The sequence below is a fragment of the Ochrobactrum sp. A-1 genome (assembly GCF_022488005.1).
Taxonomy (GTDB): domain Bacteria; phylum Pseudomonadota; class Alphaproteobacteria; order Rhizobiales; family Rhizobiaceae; genus Brucella.
On the sequence record NZ_JAKVQC010000007.1, the window covers coordinates 1,725,610 to 1,744,438 of the forward strand.

Genomic DNA, 18,829 nt, shown 5'->3' on the forward strand with positions numbered 1-18,829 from the left:
ATGCCCATTGCTAAACTGAAACCAAGAACAACAGCGCCACGTGAGGAAATCGTCGTTGCCCGCCAGATGCATCAGGCTCTCGTCCTGCATTTTCTGGAAGGGTTGACGCAGGCGCAGATTGCGGACCAGCTCGGGATTTCTCACGCAACTGTCAACCGGCTCATCAAACGCGGCCGCCAGCTTGGCCTTGTAGAAATCAAGATCAAGTCGCCGGTTGAGCCTCTTATCGATCTGGAAGAACGATTACTGGCGCTTGGTGGCATTAGCCGCGCCATTGTTGTGCCGACCGCATCCGACAACCCGCAAACGGCTTTGCTGGCGGTGGGGGAAGCCGCTGCCCGCCTGCTTCTTGAAGAAATCGCCGATGGTGACACGATCTGCATCACTGGCGGAAAGGGCGTGAGTTCCGTGGTCGCTGGAATTCAGACCCCACGCCGTTTCGATGTCGAGGTTATTCCAGCAACGGGCTGTGTGCAGGGAAAGCACTATACTGACGTCAATCACGTCTCGACCTTGATGGCCGAAAAACTCGGAGGGCATTCCTATCAGATACATGCGCCCTTGTTCGCAGATGATGCTGCGCAGCGCGCTATGCTGATGAACATGCGCTCTGTCGCTGACGTGTTCCAACGGGCGAGGGAGGCCAAGGTGGCCATCGTCGGTATCGGCTCTATCGTCAGTACGGATTCGACCTATTACGATCTGCACCCGTCGTCGAGTGAAGACCGGACGGCTATCGAGCATTCCGGTGCCAGTGCGGAACTTCTCGCCCATCTGCTCGATGTGGAGGGACAGATTTGCAACTATAGCCTCAATCGTGCGCTGGTCTCGCTTACGCTGAATGAGTTTGCGCACATCCCGACGAAGATCGGTGTCGCCAGCGGATTGAACAAGGCCGAATCTATCCTGAGTGTTCTTCGCGGCAATCATCTCGATACGCTCGTCACCGACGAAGCGACTGGCGCCCGCATTCTCGAACTTGCATCCCAAGAAGGATATTTCGCATGAGCGGCGAACAGTTGATCCGCGAAATCGGGCGCTCCGGCGTCAGGGCGTCCGCAGTCGGTCTCGGTACATGGGCTATAGGCGGCTGGATGTGGGGCGGAACGGATGAAGCCCAATCCATCGCAGCTATCCAGGCATCGCTGGATGCTGGCGTGACGCTGATCGATACGGCGCCGGCCTACGGCCTCGGACGATCTGAGGAAATTGTCGGCAAGGCAATTGCCGGATGCCGCGACAAGGCGGTGATCGCGACCAAATGCGGCCTCGTCTGGCATACCCGGAAAGGTAAGCACTTCTTCGATCAGGATGGAAAGCCAGTCCATCGCTATCTGGGGCGGGATGCGATCATCCACGAGGTGGAAGAAAGTTTGCGCCGCCTTGGTACCGATTATATCGATCTTTACATCACTCATTGGCAGGACCCGACGACACCAATCGAAGAGACCGTCGCGGCGCTTGATGACCTGAAACAGGCAGGCAAAATCCGGGCTGTTGGTGCCAGCAACGTCAATCGGTCGGAACTGGAGCACTATGTCCAGACTGGCGCGCTCGATGCGATCCAGGAGCGGCTCAGCATGATCGATCGGGAGATCGAGCAAGACTTGCTGCCGCTTACCACTGCAAACAATGTATCGACGTTGAGCTATTCCTCACTCGCGCTTGGTCTTCTGTCTGGCATGATCGGACCGGAACGTGTGTTTTCCGGGGACGATCAACGCAAGGACAATCCACGCTTTTCCGTTGCCAACCGGCAGAAGGCAAAGGATTTTGCGACGGCTGTAAAGCCGGTCGCCGATCGCCATGGCGCGACGATAGCCCAGATCGTGATTGCTTGGACGCTGGCGCAGCCGGGAGTGACCTTCGCACTTTGCGGGGCGAGAAATCCAGCGCAGGCGCTCGACAATGCGCAGGCAGGAAGGCTCCGGCTTTCGTCCGATGACCTTGCGGCTATCGACACGGCCATTTCGGCACAACTGGTTAACATGGACGGATAACGGACGGCCATCATGAACCGAAAAGAGATATTAGACGGGCTCCGCCAGAGCCCGAAGGTGGACGTTTGTGTCGTCGGCGGTGGCATTAACGGGCTCAGCGTTTTCCGTGAGCTTGCGCTGCAGGGCGTGAACGTGCTGCTGGTTGAGCAGTCCGATTATTGTTCGGGCGCCAGCGCTGCGCTTTCACGTATGGTTCACGGTGGTTTGCGTTATCTGGAGAATGGCGAGTTCAGCCTCGTGAAGGAATCCCTTGTCGAGCGTGACAGATTGCTGCGCAATGCTCCCCACTATGTCGCGCCGCTACCGACAACCGTTCCGATCTTCGACATTTTCTCGGGGTTAGGAAATGGGATTGTACGTTTTCTGGGGCTTACGCGCCGTCCGAGCCGGCGTGGTGCAATCGCCATCAAAGCAGGATTAGGTATCTACGATTTTCTGACGCGCAAACGAGCGCTTATGCCAAAACACCGTTTTCGCAGTCGCAAAACGACACTTGCAAAATGGCCTTCGCTCAATCCCGCGATCCGCAGTTCCGCTACCTACTTCGATGCTTGGGTCAGCCATCCAGAGCGGATTGGGGTCGAGCTTCTGCGCGACGGCCTTTCAGCTGGACCGAATGCCAAGGCGCTGAACTATGCGGCAATTTGTGAAAGTGGCGGTGGTGATTTTCAGTTATTCGACGGTATTTCCAGCGAAACACTCTCTATCCAGCCGCGGCTGGTCATCAACGCGACGGGTGGCTGGATCGATATCGCGAATGGCACACTGTTTCCGAAAGAGGCACAACCTGCCCCGCTGATGGGGGTCACCAAAGGCTCGCATCTCATTGTCGATAATCCCGCTCTCAGTGACAGTCTTGATGGGCACATGATCTATTACGAGAACGAGGACGGACGCATCTGCATCCTGTTTCCCTATCTCGGCAAAGTTCTCGTCGGCTCGACGGATATCCGCGTCGACGATCCCGGCACCGTGCGCTGCGAGGCAGACGAACGGGACTACATTTTGCAATCGCTCGCTTTCGTGCTGCCAGAGATCAAAATACGTCCTGAGGAGATTGTCTTCCAGTTCGCAGGCGTGCGCCCGCTGCCAGCCAGCAACGACAGTTTTACGGGCCGTATCCCACGCGACCATTTCTGCACGGTGCTTGAAGGGCAGGATAACCGTCCTCCCGTCCTCTGCATGATCGGTGGAAAATGGACGACTTTCCGCTCCTTTGGCGAAATGGCGGCCGATATGGCGCTGAAACGGCTGGGTTTGTCGCGACGGATCGACACAACGGAACGCGCCATAGGTGGTGGACGTGAATTTCCGAAAGACCGTGCGAGCTGGATCGCAAAAACGGCTGCCGCCACCGGACTTCCCGCAGGCCGCATTGAAACACTCTTTGAACGTTACGGCACAGATGCCGTCAAAATCGCTCGTTTCATCGTGGAAGGGCCAGATTATGCCTTGCCCAATGCTGACTACAGTACGCGAGAGTTCCTTTATCTCATCCGAACCGAGGCAGTCGAGCATCTCGATGACTTGCTTTTGCGTCGTACGACATTGGCGATCTCAGGTGAACTTTCCCTCGCTATAGCGAAGGCTGTCCTTGATCTGCTTGCGAAGGAGAAAAGCTGGCCGCCACAGCGTGCAAACGCTGAGTTGAAACGATTTCTAACCCTCATGCGCGAACGCCACGACGTCGCCGAGGAAACCCTTTCCGCAAGGAATGAACAAAGGAGTGAATTATGCGAGAAAACTGCAAATTCCGGATGAACCGGTTGTTCGGCAACGGTCGTTGTCTGGATGTGGCTGTTGACCATGGCGTGTGCAATGAACCATCTTTTCTCGACGGATTGGAGAATATGCCTGCTGTCATTAAGGCATTGGTTGAGGCAAAGCCTGATGCCATCCAAATGAACTATGGTCAGGCCGATCTGCTGCAGGATATTCCCGGTAAGGATAAGCCAGCGCTGGTCATGCGCCTCGACATGGGCAATCCCTATAACCGCATCCGCCATCGCGACATGTGGGCGGTGCTGCAGAACGAGGCCGATCCGCTGATTGGAGCGCTACAAATGGATGCGGCCTGCGTGGTGGTGAACCTCTTCATGCTGCCGGACGAACCGGCTCTCTTTCGCCAATGCGTACAGAACATTTCCCGCGTCCGGGCAGATTGCGAAAAATACGGCATGCCGCTCATGATTGAACCGCTCGTCATGCAGCCAGTCACTGAACGCGGTGGCTACATGGTTGACGGTGATGCCGACAAGATCGTGACACTCACACGGCTCGCCCGAGAAATGGGAGCTGACATAATCAAGGCAGACCCCACAACAAATGCAGAGGATTTCCATCGTGTTGTAGAGACGGCGCGCTGTCCGGTGCTGGTGCGTGGCGGCGGTAAGGAAGATCTCTCCGCAGTGTTTGCAAAATCTGCAGCCTTGATGCAGCAAGGTGCAATGGGCATGGTCTATGGGCGCAACATATATCAGCATGCCAATCCAAGCGCCGTGGTGCGTGGGTTGATGGCGATTATTCATAAGAATGCGAGCGGCGAGGAGGCCTACTCGCTTTATCAGCAGGGCTGAGTTACTGGATTGGTTGGACCTTGGGAGGGGTTCTTCATGCAAAAATATCTGTTGGGGCTCGATGCGGGCAACACTGTCATCAAGGCGGTGGTTTTTGATCTTTCGGGACGGGAGCTCGCCCATGCAGGTGAAGAAGGACATAGCCGCATGCTGCATCCCGGTCACGTCGAGCGTGACCTTGGCGAGCTCTGGTCCAATGCCAAGCGGGTTATTCGGGCTTGCCTTGATAAGGCGGGGATAGCGGCGAGTGATATTGCCGCTATCGGCTGTGCCGGACACGGTAACGGGCTCTACGCGCTCGACCGGGAGGGAGATCCGCTCATAGGCATCCAGTCGCTCGACACCCGCGCGACTGGTCTCGTTGAAGAGTGGGCGGCGGAAGAGGTGGGCGCAAAGACCTATCCGATAGCGCGCCAGCGTCCATGGCCCTCCCAAACCCCGACGCTGCTTGCCTGGCTGAAGCGCTACCAGCCTGAACTGTTTGACCAGATAGGCACGGTATTTTTCTCCAAGGACTTCGTGGTCAATCGCTTGACGGGCAAACGTTTCAGCGAAGTTTCCGATATGTCGGGGGCAGGCTTGCTCGATCTTGCAACGCGCCGTTACAACAGTGCTTTGATGGATGCTTACGGTTTGGGTGACAGTATGGACATCCTGCCGCCGCTCATCGAAAGCGACAATATTGCAGGTAATGTAACTGAGGCTGTGGCAAGGGAGACTGGGCTTGCGGCGGGTACGCCCGTTGTTGGAGGTCTCTTCGATGTCGTAGCATCGGCGCTGGGTTCTGGCGTCTCGCGCACGGGAAGCGCATCGATCATTGCAGGTACGTGGAGCATCAACCAGATTATTGTCGATAGTCCTGATCTCAAGGGGCCGGTCTTCATGACCTCTACTTTTGATCGCAGCCGTTACATGGCGATGGAAAACAGCGCTACCTCTGCGGCGAATCTTGAATGGCTGGTGCGGGAATTTTTTGAAGGCGACCATCATGCCGATGTCTCGCCATTTGATGTTTGTTGCAGTCTCGCCGCAGCCATCGAACCTGCAAGTGATGATCCGCTTTACCACCCTTATCTCTACGGAGCGCAGCAGGACGGCCACGCCCGCGCAGGGTTTTACGGTATTGCGGGCTGGCATACGAAGGGGCATCTGATACGCGCTTTGCTTGAAGGCGTTGCCTTCGGTCATCGCCAGCATGTGGAAACCATCCGAAAAGCAGGCGCGACCTTCGAGGAGGCTTTGCTTTCCGGTGGCGGCTCACGCAGCCGTTTATGGCCCCAGATATTTGCCGATGTACTCGGCGTGCCAGTTTCTGTTGCCGTCTCACGAGAAACAGGCGCACTTGGCGCAGCCATTGCGGCGGGGACCGGTGTTGGGCTGTTCTCAGATTTCACAGAAGGTGCCAATGCCATGGTGCGCGCCGATCGGCATTACAAGCCGAACGCCGCGCTGGATGGACACTATAATCGCCGTTACGCGCTTTATGGAGAAATCACAGCTGCAATGACGCCTCTATGGCGCCAGATACAGGCTAAACCGGTACAAAGCGTACAGTTAGTGGAGACTGTTTAGCCGGTCGTGGGTCTCAGCAGCGATTACCCTCGCTGCCTACTCACGTCCCGGCCGGCTGAAACTGGTATAGATATCCGCTCTCGTCTGCGGCACAGCGGAAATGCCGCGTTTGCGTTTTGAAGCCACCGTCTGGTTGATTTGGACGGTGCCTCTCTCAAATGCCAGCGAACATCCCGCGAGATAAAGCAGCCAGAGACGCGCTTTCGGATATCCAATTTCGGCAACGGCTTTGTCGAAATTGGAATACAGTCGTTCACACCATAACCGGCAGGTGCGGCCATAATGTTCGCGTAAATTTTCGACGTCGTGGACTTCGAACCCGTGCCCTTCAAGGTTCTCTACGGTCATTCCAAGATGATCGAGTTCCCCGCCGGGAAAAATATACTTCACAAGCGCCTTATGCTCTGCACTTTTACGTTTGAAGGATTTCTTGTTCTTCTTCATGCGCCTTGTGATTGCGTGATGCATATAAAGTCCACCGGGGCGTAGAAGCCGGTTCACAGCGCTGAAATAGCTATCGTAGTTGGCAATTCCCACATGCTCGAACATTCCCACAGATGAAATCTTGTCGAACTGACCATCAAGTTCTGCATAGGATTTGACGTGGATGGTAATCCTGTCTTCAAGTCCTGCCTGCTTGATCCTCTCGCGGGCCAGCGCGCTTTGCGCTTCAGACAATGAAACGCCAGTTCCGATGACGCCAAAGTTCTGCACTGCATAGATCAGGAGGGCACCCCAACCACAACCGATATCTAGAAGACGGTCACCGGGTTTCAATCGTAGTTTACGGCAAATAAGCTCCAGCTTGTCCTTCTGGGCTTGGTCGATATCATTGGCCCAGTCCTTGAAGTAACCGCATGTGTAAACCATTCGTTCATCGAGGAATAAGCGATAAAACTCGTTGGATACATCGTAATGATGGGTAATCGCCTCCTTGCTTGATCCACTGACGAACGGCTCCTTGCCGTCAAGAACCTCGCGCGCATCGGTTTTGCCAGTCAACAGAAGAGCCGGAAGATCCTTGAGTAGTTGCCATTTTGGCAGCTCTTTCAACCTGTTCTTCACACTCCCATCAGTCTTGGCTTCAGCGAGATCGAAGATCGTACCGTTGCTGATATCGACGCGACCGGATGTCCAGATATCAATCAGGGAATCATAGTTGGGCTTGAGAAGAAGCTGTCGGACGATTGTTGGATCGTTGATTACCAATGACGGACCATCGAACGCACCGATACGTGTACCATCCCATAGTTCCACGTTGAACTGTGGGCGCAGTGTTTCAACAACTGTCCGGATAATGCGAACTGACCTGGATTCAACCGTCATGCCATGCCTCTCTACTGAGGTTTCAGAAGGTAGTCTTCTCGCGCTGACCCTAACCTAAGGTATTAATGATTGCAGTCATAAAATCGTGACAGTTACTGCTGTCCTTTCAACAGGAGCAGCACATGATATGCAGGATTGCCTGCGTGTCGCGTTTCGGTCAAATCAACGCTGCTGATTTGCGATTCAGGGAAAGGAACAGCCGATGGATAAACGTTCGAATACAACTCGACGGCTTGCGATATTCTCGGTTACATCTTGTATTCTGAATTTTCCAACGGGTTTGCATGCGCAACCGGCTGCAAATGCAGAGGTGTCGGCGATGACTGAAGAGACATTGCATCATCCTGCGCTGGCAACCGACACCTTCGGTCAGACGCAGTTCGTTCTCAGCGGCGATCCCATTGTCCCTCCGCGCGGCTACGCAAAAGGGTCGGAGATACCGAATCCCGATGAGTATGATCCGATCGAGTCCGGCACGATTTTTGATATCGTTTATCTGGGCATTATCGATGGCAGAATGCGTTTCGAGATTCGCGGTTATACCGCGACTGACTTGCTAAACCCGGATACGGGACAAACAGTCGATTTTCCGGTCGAGCAACAATCTATCGAAATCAGGAATATTCGAATTGAGGTGGAGGCTGCGGAATCGGGAAGCCTGACGTACAAGGCAAGCAGGTTTTCTGAAGCTTCGGAGACTAGTTCTCCGGTGTATCCCAACCGGGATACACACCTGAACGCATATTGCCCCAAGTTGAATCAATGTCGTGATACTCGTGATAAAGTCTGACAATGATGGCAGTCACAAGGAAAGCTGCGCATAAAGCCAGTATGATTTTAAAGAATAAGTCCGGCTTCAAGCCCTGCCTCACCCGTTGTTAGATGCAACCTTCAATATGTTATATCCGTGCGGATCAGTGTTTTTCGTTAACGGGCGCTGTCGAAAGAAAGTTTCGCTCAATGCGGCATTGTTGAGAAGTGCCTGATGTTTTGAATTGTGAAACGATAGAAATAGCGGGTAAGTGCGTGCGATTCGACGAGCTGAAATTTTGCGCATTGAACCACGTGAAGAGGCGAACGGCATGGAATTTCCCCGTGATATCGAAGATGCCGCCAGAAATTTGTGGCTGGAAGTCTCCGAAGCGAACGAAAAAGTTGTACCCGTCGATGTGATCGCGCTCGCTATCCTTAGGGAGAGGCAGCGATGCGCGACAGTTGCACTTTGCGTCTTTGATGACGAAGAGTGGTCGGATGAATACCGCATGGCAGGTGGGTTGGCCGCAGATGCAATACTTGCAGGTAATAGCAATATTTCAGAATAGAGCGGTGGCTTCGCATATGGAGCTTGTCGCACGGAGAAACGGAATAAAATGGTATTAGAGCGTTTAGCGGTGGGGTGTGTTTGCCTGCTGTCATTGACTTTGGTTGGATGCACGACATCGCCGCAGAATTATGCAGCTTCGCTTTCAACGCAGGATCCCAAATGGCAGTCGCCGCAGTGCGAAGAAATTCGTGCGGAGGCCACGAACTATGAGGCCAGAGAAACGAAAGCTTCTGATCTAGCTCCTGGACTTCTCATCGGTCCATATGGGCTGGGTATCGCGGCGGCAATAAAAGAGAACGACGAGAAGCGGCGGAAAATTTTCGTTCGCGAGATGCATCTGCGTTGCTCAAGCGCGCCTCTTCCAAGGGAACTTGAAAATACGCAGAACGAAACGAACCAGTCAAAACTGGCTGATACATTTCGATAGTTCGTATAGGTCTTCACGTCATTCCAGTCCGTGATAACGTCTTCAACAGTGAGTTAAAATGTCCGAATTTGTACCCGTAATTGCGTTGCACGGCGGCGCTGGAACTATTCTCAAGGCCAATATGACGCCGGAGAAAGAGGCCGCCTATCACGCTGGCCTGCGTGAATGCCTGCAGGCTGGACTGGACGTCTTACGTAAAGGTGGCAAAGCTATCGATGCTGTGACGGCATCTGTGATTGCTCTGGAAGAAAATCCGCTTTTTAACGCCGGGCGAGGAGCTGTTTTCACCGCCGACGAAACGCATGAGATGGATGCTGCCATCATGGATGGCGCAACTCGGGCATGTGGTGCAATTTCTGGAATTTGCGGACCACGCAACCCTATTCTGGCGGCACGTGCGGTTATGGAGCAGACCGAACACGTGTTCTTTGCAGGCGAAGGGGCGAAGCGGTTTTGCGAAGCTGCCGGTCTGGAAATGATGGCACCGGAATGGTTCTCGACGGAACAGCGCCGCAAGGCATTGCATGACGAAATGGAGCGTCGTCGCAGTGGCGCAGCCGACGATGGCGATCCAGCCCGCAAGCACGGGACTGTAGGTGCTGTTGCGCTGGATAGTTTCGGGCATCTGGCTGCAGCAACATCCACGGGTGGCATGACGGCCAAGACGCCGGGACGTGTTGGCGACAGTCCGGTCATCGGCGCTGGAACCTGGGCTGACGACCAGACGGTTGCGCTTTCCGCCACAGGTCACGGAGAATATTTCATCCGCTGGGCGGTAGGCCACGAAGTAGATGCGCGGATGCGCTGGGCCGGGCAAACGCTCAGCGAAGCGGCTGGAGTTGTTGTCCGCGAGCTTGGTGAAATCGGCGGTTCTGGCGGCCTCGTTGCGGTGGACCGCAACGGCAATGTCTGTCTGCCGTTCAACAGTCCGGGCATGTATCGTGCGTGGTGCGGTGCAGATGGTGAGATTCATACCGGCATCTATGGTTGGGATTGAAGTATTTGCTTGAAATTTCAGAGCTTGCCAAGACGTTGTCAGCTCTATTTTCTTGAAACGGTTGTCCATATGCGTATGGGGGATTGGCTCCATACGCCATAAATCTCTTTGCCACGATGCTTGGCAAAGTTTGCCCCGGACATATTACGGGATCAGTATTATCCAATCCCGTAAAGACAGGCTGCCAACGATATGGCCGCGTATAGACACGTATTCCAGATTGGAATGGCAAGTCTAAAATTGCATTGGCCAACGCCCAAATTTGCTGCCTATAAATTTCAAATAACAAAACTGACAGTCAAGGGAGAATGCTCCTCAGCTTTTCTTTAAGCTTTTGAAAAAGCGAGAAGATCAGCTCCGGGCAACGATGACTGGCGCGCCTTTCAAACGAGCGCACAAAAATGGGGAAATGAATGACGGAAGCCAAGTGCATTCCGAAGGGGAAGATTTACCCTTCTGGCGAAAAGGCACAGCAAATCAATGATTTGAAACTGCAAAGCAGCGCCGTTGGGGCGTCAAGCGCCGCTCAGCCGACGCATGAGTTCCGTTTGCAAGTCAGCAACATACATGAGCTTTCCGTTTTGGAATATGGCAATCCGAAAGGTATCCCTGCTGTCTTTCTGCACGGCGGTCCCGGTGCGGGCGTCTCGGCTGCACAGATTGCCAGTTTCGATCTGGACACCTATCGTGTCATTACCTTCGATCAGCGCGGCGCGGGACGTTCCACCCCTCTCGCTGAAATTGCTGAAAACACCACACAGCATCTGATCGCGGATATGGAAGCCCTGCGCGAAAAACTGGGTATTGAGCGCTGGCTTGTGGCCGGCGGCTCTTGGGGATCGTGTCTTTCGCTTGCTTATGGCATCGCGCATCCGCAGCGTTGCCTCGGCTTTCGGCTGCACGGCATATTTCTGGGGGGGCAGGAGGATGTCGACTGGTGGTTCCATGGCTGCCGGGCCATTTTTCCAGACCACTGGCAGAAATTTGCCGAATTCGTGCCTACAAGCGAACGTAGCGATCTACTTACCGCTTATTATAAGCGGCTCACCTCGGGCGATCCCGTACAAGAACAGGAAGCGGCCCAGAGCCTGCGCGGGTTCTCGGCGCGCACGCAGACCTTCGAACCGGACACGGACCACGTTTCCAAGCTTCTGAAGCCGGAAGCGGCTTTGGCCGTATCACGCATTTTTACGCACTATTGCGTCAACCAGGCTTTCCTCCCGGACAATTATCTCATCGATAATATCGATCGTATCCACCACCTTCCCGCTGAAATTGTGCAGGCGCGCTACGATACCGTCACTCCGATGATGACGGCGTGGAAACTCAAGGAAGCTTGGCCGGAAGCGAATTTCACCATCGTCACGCTTGCCAATCATCAGTCGACAATTGGCCCGATGGCTGATGCACTGACCGCCGCATCAGCCCGGCTGGCGCGGCAATTGAGGTAAGCCCACACGTTCAATGCTTGGAATTGAGGACAGTTCGATGTTCGATACAAAGACCGCCGATACATCGCTTTCGATGACGCACTACATCGATATCTGCAAGGCCGTAAAGCCCGTCGTCTCGCCGGACGGTGAGCTTCTGGTCTATCTCAGCGATGAAAGCGGCACGGCGCAGGTCTGGGGGCGTCCGCTTGCGGGCGGCGTGCCACGCCAGATCACCAATCTGCCGGAACCGGTCGGCAATCTTGCCTTCAATCCGAAGAGCCGTGATCTGCTTATCACTACCGACTGGGGGGGGGATGAGCGTAATCAGCTCTGGTTGATCGAAAACGCCGAAGGTGAGCCACGTCTCCTCACCACCGATACTACGGTGGTGCATGCCTGGGGTTGCTGGTCGCCGGACGGCGCGCAGATCGCCTATGGTGCCAATTATCGCGATCGATCGCACATGGACATTCATGTGATGACCGTTGCAACTGGCGAGACCAAATGTGTCTACAAGGGTATCGGTTGGCGCACTCCCGCCGCTTTTGCGCCCGATGGCAAGTCGCTTCTGGTCAATGATTGCCGGCGTGCCATGACGGATCAGGATTTTTGCCGTCTCGATCTCGAAACAGGCGTTTATGAAAACATTCTGCCGCATGAAGGCCGGGCGCGCTATCAGGCGCCGAAATTCTTCAAGGATGGTTCCGGCATTCTGTTGATTGCCGATCAGGAACGCGAGTATCTCTCGGTCATGGTAAAGCCGCGTGACGCGGCATCGCTGACTGAACTTGCGACCTTCGAAGGGCAGGATGTCGAAGCGCTTGCAATCTCACCCGATCAAAACAGGATAGCACTCGTCCTGAACCGTCAAGGCTGGAACGATGTGGTTCTGGTCGGCCGCGGTGGAGCTGTACTGAAACAGCTAGTGATGCCGGTTACCGGGGTCGTTGCTTCGATCGCGTGGACGCCGGATGGCACGTCACTGATCATGCCTGTGGAAGGTGCTGCGACGTCAAGCGACATCTGGCGCTGCGATGTTGAAAGCGGTGCTTTCACGCGCCTGACAGACGCACCAAAGGCCAAGGTTAAATTACCGGCTTTCCTCGAACCGATAGTGACAAGTGCGGTAAGCTTTGACGGTTTGGAGATTCCTTATTTCGTCTACAAGCCGGAGCCTGCTGCAAGTCTCGATGGTTATCCGGTGATGATAATCGTACATGGCGGTCCTGAAGCCCAGTGGAAGCCGGATTTTCGTGCGGACATTCAGTACATGCTGGCGCAAGGCATCATGGTCATCGCGCCAAATGTTCGCGGCAGCACGGGATATGGCCGCGCCTACCAACACCTGGATGATCGCGAATTACGCATGAACAGCGTTGCTGATCTCAAGGCGGTACGCATGGCGGTCGCGGCACGCAGCGATGTTGATGCAAACCGTATCGGTGTATTCGGTCGCTCCTATGGTGGTTTCATGGTCTTGTCGGCCATGACCGAATACCCCGATCTGTGGAAGCTTGGCGTCGAATATTACGGGATCGCCAATTTTCTCACCTTGTTGCAGACGACGGGGCCATGGCGCAAGGAGCTGCGCGCTGTTGAATATGGTGATGCCGAAACCATGCGCGATGAGTTGGAGCGATTCTCGCCCATCAACAGCATCGGAAATATCGCAGCACCATTGATGGTAGCACATGGTCTGGAGGACCCGCGCGTCACCCCGTGCGAGAGCGAGATGGTCTATTCCTGCTTACGCGGCCTCGGCAAGCCCATCGAGTATCTGCGCGTGCCGCACGAAGGCCATGGCTTTGCGCGTATCGAAAATCGTCGCCGCGTGTTTGGCGCGCTTGCCCGTTTCATCGACGAGAATCTTTAAAAGCATTGTTGGGAGAGTACGCCGTGAAGAATGGTGAAGAGATCTGGGATCTAGTGGATGCGAAGAAGGCTGATTTTGAAGCCTTGAGCGATCGTGTCTGGGGGATGCCCGAGATCGCCTATACCGAATACAAGTCCTGTGCAGAGCACACCGAAATGTTAAAGGCACAGGGTTTCCGCATCACCGAAAACGTGGCTGGCATCCCTACCGCCGTCATGGGCGAGGCGGGTGAGGGAGGACCAGTCATCGCCATTCTTGGTGAATATGATGCGCTGCCAGGCCTTAGTCAGGAAGCGGGCATAGCAGAGCCGCGTCCGATCCCCGGTACGGGACATGGTCATGGTTGCGGCCACAATCTTCTGGGCTCCGCTGCCATTCTGGCTGCGACGGCGGTCAAGGATTGGCTGGAAAAGACCGGCAAGAAGGGTCGCGTGCGCTACTATGGTTGTCCTGCAGAAGAAGGCGGCGCGGCCAAGTCTTTCATGGCGCGAGCGGGCGCTTTCAACGATGTCGATATTGCCATCTGCTGGCACCCGGCTTCGTTTACGCAGGTCGATGACGCCCAATCGCTTGCCAATACCCGGATGGATTTCGAATTCACCGGAAGGGCCTCCCACGCTGCTGCGGCACCGCATCTAGGGCGTTCGGCTCTGGATGCGGCGGAACTGATGAGTGTCGGTTGCAACTATCTGCGCGAGCATATCCCGTCCGATTGCCGTCTTCACTATGCTTATCTCAATGCGGGTGGCATCGCGCCGAACGTCGTGCAAGCCAAGGCCAAGGTGCGCTACGCCATCCGCGCCGCTGATCTGCCGGGCATGTTCGCCCTCAATGATCGGGTGAAGAAGGTTGCGGCGGGCGCAGCAATGATGACGGAAACGACCGTCAATATCTCCATCATGAGCGCGGTCTCGAACCTGCTGGGCAATACGCCACTGGAAATCGCGATGCATTCGAACATGGAGCGTTTGGGCGGCGTGCCGTTTGATGATGCGGACCGTGCCTTTGCAGCGGAGATACAGTCGACTCTTTCGAAAGAAGACATCGAAACCGACTATCTGCGTGTCGGCCAGCCTTTGGCGGAAAACGAACCGCTTTGCGACTACGTGCTGCCGCGCGAACAGAAGGGCGTACCGATGATCGGCTCCACTGATCTGGGCGATGTGAGCTGGGTCGTGCCGACTGTTCAGGCACGCGTGGCAACGCACGCCATCGGTTCGCCGGGCCATTCCTGGCAGATCACCGCGCAAGGCAAGATGCCGGCTGCTCATAAGGGCATGGTCTATGCTGCGAAGGTAATGGCGGGTACGGCACTCGATGTTCTTCAAAATGAGAAGATTCTGAACGACGCCAAAGCCGATCACAAAGCTCGCACGGCAAAGACGCCCTATACCTGCCCGATCCCGCCGGAAGTCAACCCGCCGCTGCAGCCGCGTCCGGCCGATTGACTGGCTAAGAGTATGCATTTCGTGCCCTGCGTCCGCGCGCGGCACCTTTCGAAAATGCCCAACCATAAAAGGGGATAACAATGCAAAAACAGAAGACAACCATCCTGCGCCGCACCACGGCGCTCGCGCTTGCCGCCGGTATGGGCGCCGTGACGTTCACCGCCGAAGCCGCCTCACCGCCGAACGCACTCGTCATGGCCTGGAATATCGACGCCATCAGCACTTTTGATCCGGCGCAGATCGGCGAAGCCGCGACCAATGAAATTATCCAGAATATCTGCGATCCCATGGTCGATTTCGATCCGGCTGACGAGACCAAGATCGTGCCGCAACTTGCCAAAAGCTGGGAGGTGTCGCAAGACGGGTTGCAGATCACATTCCACATGCGCGATGACCTGAAGTTCGACAATGGCGACAAGGCGACGGCGGGTGATATGGCGTGGTCGCTCCAGCGCGCGGTCAAGCTCGGTTTCGGCAACGCAGCGACGCTGACAGAATACGGTTTCACCAAGGACAATGTGGATCAGACCATTTCGGCGCCGGACGACAACACAGTCGTGTTCAAGCTGGACAAACCTTATCCGGTCAATCTCATCCTGGCAGCGATCGCCGCCAACCGTGTTGCCAGCCTTCTGAACCAGAAGGTGTTGATGCAGAACCAGGTCGATAATGACATGGGTAACAAATATCTGGCCACCCGGTCGGAATGCGTTGGCCCCTACAAGTTGATGCGGTGGAACCCGGCTGAAGTAGTTATCCTACAGGCGACCGACAATTATTGGGGTGAAGCGCCGAAGCTTAAGCAGGTGTTGATCCGCCATGTTTCTGAAGCGGGAACTCAGCGACTGTTGCTCGAAAAGGGCGATATCGACATCGCCCGTGACCTGACGCCGGAAGATCTGCGCGATCTGGAAACTCAGGACAAGGTGACCGCCTCACGCTCGCTGAAGCCTTCGCTGTTCTACTGGAACTTCAACAATGCCGATCCAATCTTCGCCAATGAGAAGGTGCGCCTCGCGATGCGCTATCTCATTGACTATGAGGGCCTCGGCAAGACGGTCATCAACAATGTCGGCGTGCCGCGTGCAAGTTTCGTGCAGCTCGGTGCTTTCGGCGCGCTGGACGAGAAGGAAGGGCAGCCCTTCAAACTTGATGTCGAAAAGGCTCGCGAACTGCTGAAGGAAGCCGGTTACGAGAAGGGCTTCGAGACGACGATGTTCATCAGTACCGCGCCTTATGCCGCTCCGATTGCCCAGAGTATTCAGGACGCGGCCGCCAAGATAGGTGTGAAGATCAAGATCGAACGCATGGCCAATGCGCAATTGTTCAGCCGTATCCGTGGCCGTGAGTTCCAGACTTCGCTGATGGGCTGGCAGACGACTGTTCCGGACGCGCATGGCAATGCTTCGCGTCAGATATTCAATCCCGACAACCGGGCTGAAGCCAAGCAGACCATGTATCCGAGCTGGCGCGCGAGCTATTTCAACGAAGCCGTGAACAAGGAAGTTGACGCTGCCCTGTTCGAGAAGGATGAGGCCACGCGCAAGCAGATGTATATCGATCTGCAGAAAGAGATGATGGAGAAGGGGCCGCATGCCTTCATTTTCCAGATTTACAATGTCGCCGGTGTCAACAAGGCCATAAAGAACTGGAGCTGGAACGGCTTCCGCGTCTACTACGATCTGGCCGCTAAATAACGGGAATTACGCACCCGGCGGCTTCTCTCAAAGTGGTTGGGTGCACATCGTTTCAATGGATGACCGCATGGTCGCCTGTGGTTCGCTTCGCGACCCGGACCGGGCATCCCGTTTTTCTCTTTCGGGAATTTGCAGATGACGACGCACGAAATCATTGAAGATGTGGAGGCGGTGGACCACGATCGGGAGGCCGGACCCGTACTTCAGTTTCTCGCCGCCACCGCGCGTCTGGTCGTTTCAGTGGCAATTACGCTTCTGGGGCTGATCACGCTGACCTTTTTCATCAGCCGCCTTTTGCCACTTGATCCGGTCATCGCGATGCTGGGCGATAATGTGTCCCAGGAAGCCTATGACACGATGTATAGAAAGCTGGGGCTCGACCAGCCATTGATCGTGCAATATGGCCTCTATCTTAAGAACGCGCTGATGTTCGATTTCGGCAACGCGCTGACTTCTGGTCGTCCGGTGCTGGAAGATATTGCACGCGTCTTCCCGGCCACCATCGAACTGGCGACTGTGGCTATCGTCATCGGAACCGCGCTGGGCATTCCGCTCGGTGTTTTCTCTGCCATGTACCGCAATTCGCCTCTAGATCATACCGTGCGTATGGTCAGTTTGCTTGGCTATTCCACGCCGAATTTCTGGCTCGGCTTGATGGCGCTGCTGATTTTCTATGCCACGCTGGGCTGGATTGGTGGGCCGGGTCGGATAGACTTCATTTACGAATATTCCGTCGAACCGACGACCGGCTTCCTGCTTCTCGACAGCGCGATGCAGGGCCAGTGGGATGCTTTTGGGAACGCCGTAAGCCATATCATCATGCCCGCGCTGATCCTCGCATTCGGCTCGATGGCCTATATCAGCCGCATGACGCGCGGTTTCATGATCGAGCAACTCAATCAGGAATATATTATCACAGCACGCGTCAAGGGGTTGTCCTGGGCGCGTACCGTCTGGGGCCATGCCTTCCGCAATGTTGCGGTTCAGGTCGTGACGGTTGTGGCGCTGTCCTATGCTTTCCTGCTGGAAGGTGCGGTGCTGACCGAGACAGTGTTCGCATGGCCGGGCTTCGGGCGTTACCTCACCAATGCACTTCTGGCTGGTGACATGAACGCAGTGGTCGGCTGTACGCTTATCGTCGGCATTCTTTTCGTCGGTATCAACCTGATCAGCGATCTTCTGTATCGCGTCTTCGATCCCCGCACACGATAGGAAACTGCCGATGAACACGCACACCAGCACGTCGCCGGCGCGAACTTCCAGTTCCCTGCGGGCCTGGCTGACCGCTCCCGTACCCACTTCTGCCTTTCAGGCCAATATACAGCAATTGCGCCGGTCCTGGTTCAAGCTGATGGCCAACACATCCGCTGTCTTTGGTCTTGCGGTCATCGTCCTTCTGGTTCTGGTGGCGATTTTCGCGCCCCTGATCGCAACACACGACATCGGTGCCAACAATCTCGCCAATCGGCTCCAACCACCGTCATGGGGCCATTTCTTCGGTACAGACGAACTGGGTCGCGATATTTTCAGTCGCCTTGTCTATGGTTCGCGCATCACACTCTACATCGTAACGCTGACCGCCGTCATCGCTGCACCTATCGGTCTCGTCGTTGGCACCACCGCGGGCTATATGGGCGGCTGGGTCGATACGGCGCTGATGCGCATCGTCGACATCTTTCTTGCCTTTCCCAGTCTTGTGCTTGCGCTGTCCTTTGCCGCAGCACTCGGGCCGGGCATCGAGAATGCCGTCATAGCCATTTCGCTCGCTGCGTGGCCACCCATTGCGCGTCTTGCCCGTGCCGAGACATTGACGATCCGCTCGTCGGATTATGTGGCCGCCATCCGTCTGCAGGGGGCTTCCGCCATGCGGGTCATTGCGAAGCATGTCGTGCCGATGTGCATACCCTCGGTGGTGATCCGCATCACACTTAACATGTCGTCGATCATCCTAACCGCTGCGGGCCTCGGCTTTCTCGGCCTTGGTGCACAGCCGCCAAGCCCGGAATGGGGCGCGATGTTGTCCAGTGGTCGTGAATTTATGATGACCTCTTGGTGGCTTGCCGCTGTGCCGGGCACCGCAATCCTGCTTGCGAGCCTTGCATTCAACCTGTTCGGTGACGGCTTGCGCGATGTCCTCGACCCTAGAAACGGATAAG

Annotated in this window: 16 protein-coding genes; 15 read left to right on the top strand and 1 reads right to left on the bottom strand. The window is 55.6% G+C overall.

Translation table 11 applies throughout. The annotated features are described in order from the left end of the window. Genes MKS82_RS26400 through MKS82_RS26420 form a run of 5 tightly spaced genes read left to right on the top strand, consistent with a single transcriptional unit; the run spans window position 1 to window position 6,148 of the window. Window positions 1-1,008, top strand: coding sequence for a sugar-binding transcriptional regulator (locus MKS82_RS26400; RefSeq protein WP_109986873.1), 1,008 nt, complete (start codon window positions 1-3; stop codon window positions 1,006-1,008). After that, a complete protein-coding gene (locus MKS82_RS26405) occupies window positions 1,005-2,000 on the top strand; it encodes an aldo/keto reductase (RefSeq protein ID WP_109986874.1) in 996 nt (331 codons plus the stop codon). Before MKS82_RS26400 ends, MKS82_RS26405 begins: the two co-directional genes overlap by 4 nt. 12 nt (window positions 2,001-2,012) lie before the next feature. Continuing rightward, window positions 2,013-3,761, top strand: coding sequence for a glycerol-3-phosphate dehydrogenase/oxidase (locus MKS82_RS26410; RefSeq protein ID WP_181394252.1), 1,749 nt, complete (start codon window positions 2,013-2,015; stop codon window positions 3,759-3,761). Next, the gene (locus MKS82_RS26415) at window positions 3,734-4,576 is read left to right on the top strand and encodes a class I fructose-bisphosphate aldolase (protein WP_109986876.1); all 843 of its coding nucleotides are present in this window, start codon (window positions 3,734-3,736) and stop codon (window positions 4,574-4,576) included. Before MKS82_RS26410 ends, MKS82_RS26415 begins: the two co-directional genes overlap by 28 nt. A 36-nt stretch (window positions 4,577-4,612) precedes the next feature. Further along, window positions 4,613-6,148: an FGGY-family carbohydrate kinase gene (locus MKS82_RS26420; protein ID WP_109986877.1), complete on the top strand. Its 1,536-nt coding sequence runs from the start codon at window positions 4,613-4,615 to the stop codon at window positions 6,146-6,148. A gap of 36 nt (window positions 6,149-6,184) precedes the next feature. Here the strand turns inward: MKS82_RS26420 and MKS82_RS26425 are convergent, their stop codons facing one another. After that, the gene (locus MKS82_RS26425) at window positions 6,185-7,474 is read right to left on the bottom strand and encodes an SAM-dependent methyltransferase (RefSeq protein ID WP_109986878.1); all 1,290 of its coding nucleotides are present in this window, start codon (window positions 7,472-7,474) and stop codon (window positions 6,185-6,187) included. A gap of 202 nt (window positions 7,475-7,676) precedes the next feature. Between MKS82_RS26425 and MKS82_RS26430 the strand changes: the two genes are divergently transcribed. The 10 genes from MKS82_RS26430 to nikC all read left to right on the top strand — a co-directional run bounded on the left by MKS82_RS26430 (window position 7,677) and on the right by nikC (window position 18,828). Beyond that, window positions 7,677-8,264 carry a hypothetical protein gene (locus tag MKS82_RS26430; RefSeq protein ID WP_240579474.1) on the top strand — a complete coding sequence of 196 codons (588 nt, stop codon included), beginning with the start codon at window positions 7,677-7,679 and terminating at the stop codon, window positions 8,262-8,264. 292 nt (window positions 8,265-8,556) lie between these two features. Continuing rightward, complete coding sequence (locus MKS82_RS26435; protein WP_109986879.1) at window positions 8,557-8,796, top strand: hypothetical protein; 240 nt, start codon at window positions 8,557-8,559, stop codon at window positions 8,794-8,796. A gap of 48 nt (window positions 8,797-8,844) precedes the next feature. Next, the gene (locus tag MKS82_RS26440; protein ID WP_109986880.1) at window positions 8,845-9,225 is read left to right on the top strand and encodes a hypothetical protein; all 381 of its coding nucleotides are present in this window, start codon (window positions 8,845-8,847) and stop codon (window positions 9,223-9,225) included. A gap of 58 nt (window positions 9,226-9,283) precedes the next feature. Beyond that, a complete protein-coding gene (locus MKS82_RS26445) occupies window positions 9,284-10,222 on the top strand; it encodes an isoaspartyl peptidase/L-asparaginase family protein (protein WP_109986881.1) in 939 nt (312 codons plus the stop codon). A gap of 413 nt (window positions 10,223-10,635) precedes the next feature. Further along, complete coding sequence (gene pip, locus MKS82_RS26450) at window positions 10,636-11,673, top strand: prolyl aminopeptidase (protein ID WP_109986882.1); 1,038 nt, start codon at window positions 10,636-10,638, stop codon at window positions 11,671-11,673. A 37-nt stretch (window positions 11,674-11,710) separates the two neighbouring features. Further along, entirely contained in the window at window positions 11,711-13,528 is a 1,818-nt protein-coding gene (locus MKS82_RS26455) for a S9 family peptidase (RefSeq protein ID WP_240579475.1), read from the top strand. Between the two features lie 23 nt (window positions 13,529-13,551). Continuing rightward, window positions 13,552-14,976, top strand: coding sequence for a M20 family metallopeptidase (locus MKS82_RS26460; RefSeq protein ID WP_240579476.1), 1,425 nt, complete (start codon window positions 13,552-13,554; stop codon window positions 14,974-14,976). Between the two features lie 80 nt (window positions 14,977-15,056). Continuing rightward, a complete protein-coding gene (locus tag MKS82_RS26465) occupies window positions 15,057-16,673 on the top strand; it encodes an ABC transporter substrate-binding protein (protein WP_109986885.1) in 1,617 nt (538 codons plus the stop codon). Window positions 16,674-16,808: 135 nt separating this feature from the next. Beyond that, window positions 16,809-17,885, top strand: coding sequence for an ABC transporter permease (locus tag MKS82_RS26470; protein ID WP_109986886.1), 1,077 nt, complete (start codon window positions 16,809-16,811; stop codon window positions 17,883-17,885). Between the two features lie 10 nt (window positions 17,886-17,895). Next, window positions 17,896-18,828 carry a nickel transporter permease gene (nikC, locus tag MKS82_RS26475; protein WP_109986887.1) on the top strand — a complete coding sequence of 311 codons (933 nt, stop codon included), beginning with the start codon at window positions 17,896-17,898 and terminating at the stop codon, window positions 18,826-18,828. Window position 18,829 lies beyond the last annotated feature (1 nt).

Bases quoted from the DNA above. Each gene is read 5' to 3' on its own strand.
- MKS82_RS26465 (WP_109986885.1), top strand. From the start codon at position 15,057: ATGCAAAAACAGAAGACAACCATCCTGCGCCGCACCACGGCGCTCGCG.
- MKS82_RS26415 (WP_109986876.1), top strand. From the start codon at position 3,734: ATGCGAGAAAACTGCAAATTCCGGATGAACCGGTTGTTCGGCAACGGT.
- MKS82_RS26405 (WP_109986874.1), top strand. From the start codon at position 1,005: ATGAGCGGCGAACAGTTGATCCGCGAAATCGGGCGCTCCGGCGTCAGG.
- nikC (WP_109986887.1), top strand. From the start codon at position 17,896: ATGAACACGCACACCAGCACGTCGCCGGCGCGAACTTCCAGTTCCCTG.
- MKS82_RS26440 (WP_109986880.1), top strand. From the start codon at position 8,845: ATGGTATTAGAGCGTTTAGCGGTGGGGTGTGTTTGCCTGCTGTCATTG.
- MKS82_RS26445 (WP_109986881.1), top strand. From the start codon at position 9,284: ATGTCCGAATTTGTACCCGTAATTGCGTTGCACGGCGGCGCTGGAACT.
- MKS82_RS26455 (WP_240579475.1), top strand. From the start codon at position 11,711: ATGTTCGATACAAAGACCGCCGATACATCGCTTTCGATGACGCACTAC.
- MKS82_RS26435 (WP_109986879.1), top strand. From the start codon at position 8,557: ATGGAATTTCCCCGTGATATCGAAGATGCCGCCAGAAATTTGTGGCTG.
- MKS82_RS26410 (WP_181394252.1), top strand. From the start codon at position 2,013: ATGAACCGAAAAGAGATATTAGACGGGCTCCGCCAGAGCCCGAAGGTG.
- MKS82_RS26470 (WP_109986886.1), top strand. From the start codon at position 16,809: ATGACGACGCACGAAATCATTGAAGATGTGGAGGCGGTGGACCACGAT.
- MKS82_RS26425 (WP_109986878.1), bottom strand. From the start codon at position 7,474: ATGACGGTTGAATCCAGGTCAGTTCGCATTATCCGGACAGTTGTTGAA.
- MKS82_RS26420 (WP_109986877.1), top strand. From the start codon at position 4,613: ATGCAAAAATATCTGTTGGGGCTCGATGCGGGCAACACTGTCATCAAG.
- pip (WP_109986882.1), top strand. From the start codon at position 10,636: ATGACGGAAGCCAAGTGCATTCCGAAGGGGAAGATTTACCCTTCTGGC.
- MKS82_RS26430 (WP_240579474.1), top strand. From the start codon at position 7,677: ATGGATAAACGTTCGAATACAACTCGACGGCTTGCGATATTCTCGGTT.
- MKS82_RS26400 (WP_109986873.1), top strand. From the start codon at position 1: ATGCCCATTGCTAAACTGAAACCAAGAACAACAGCGCCACGTGAGGAA.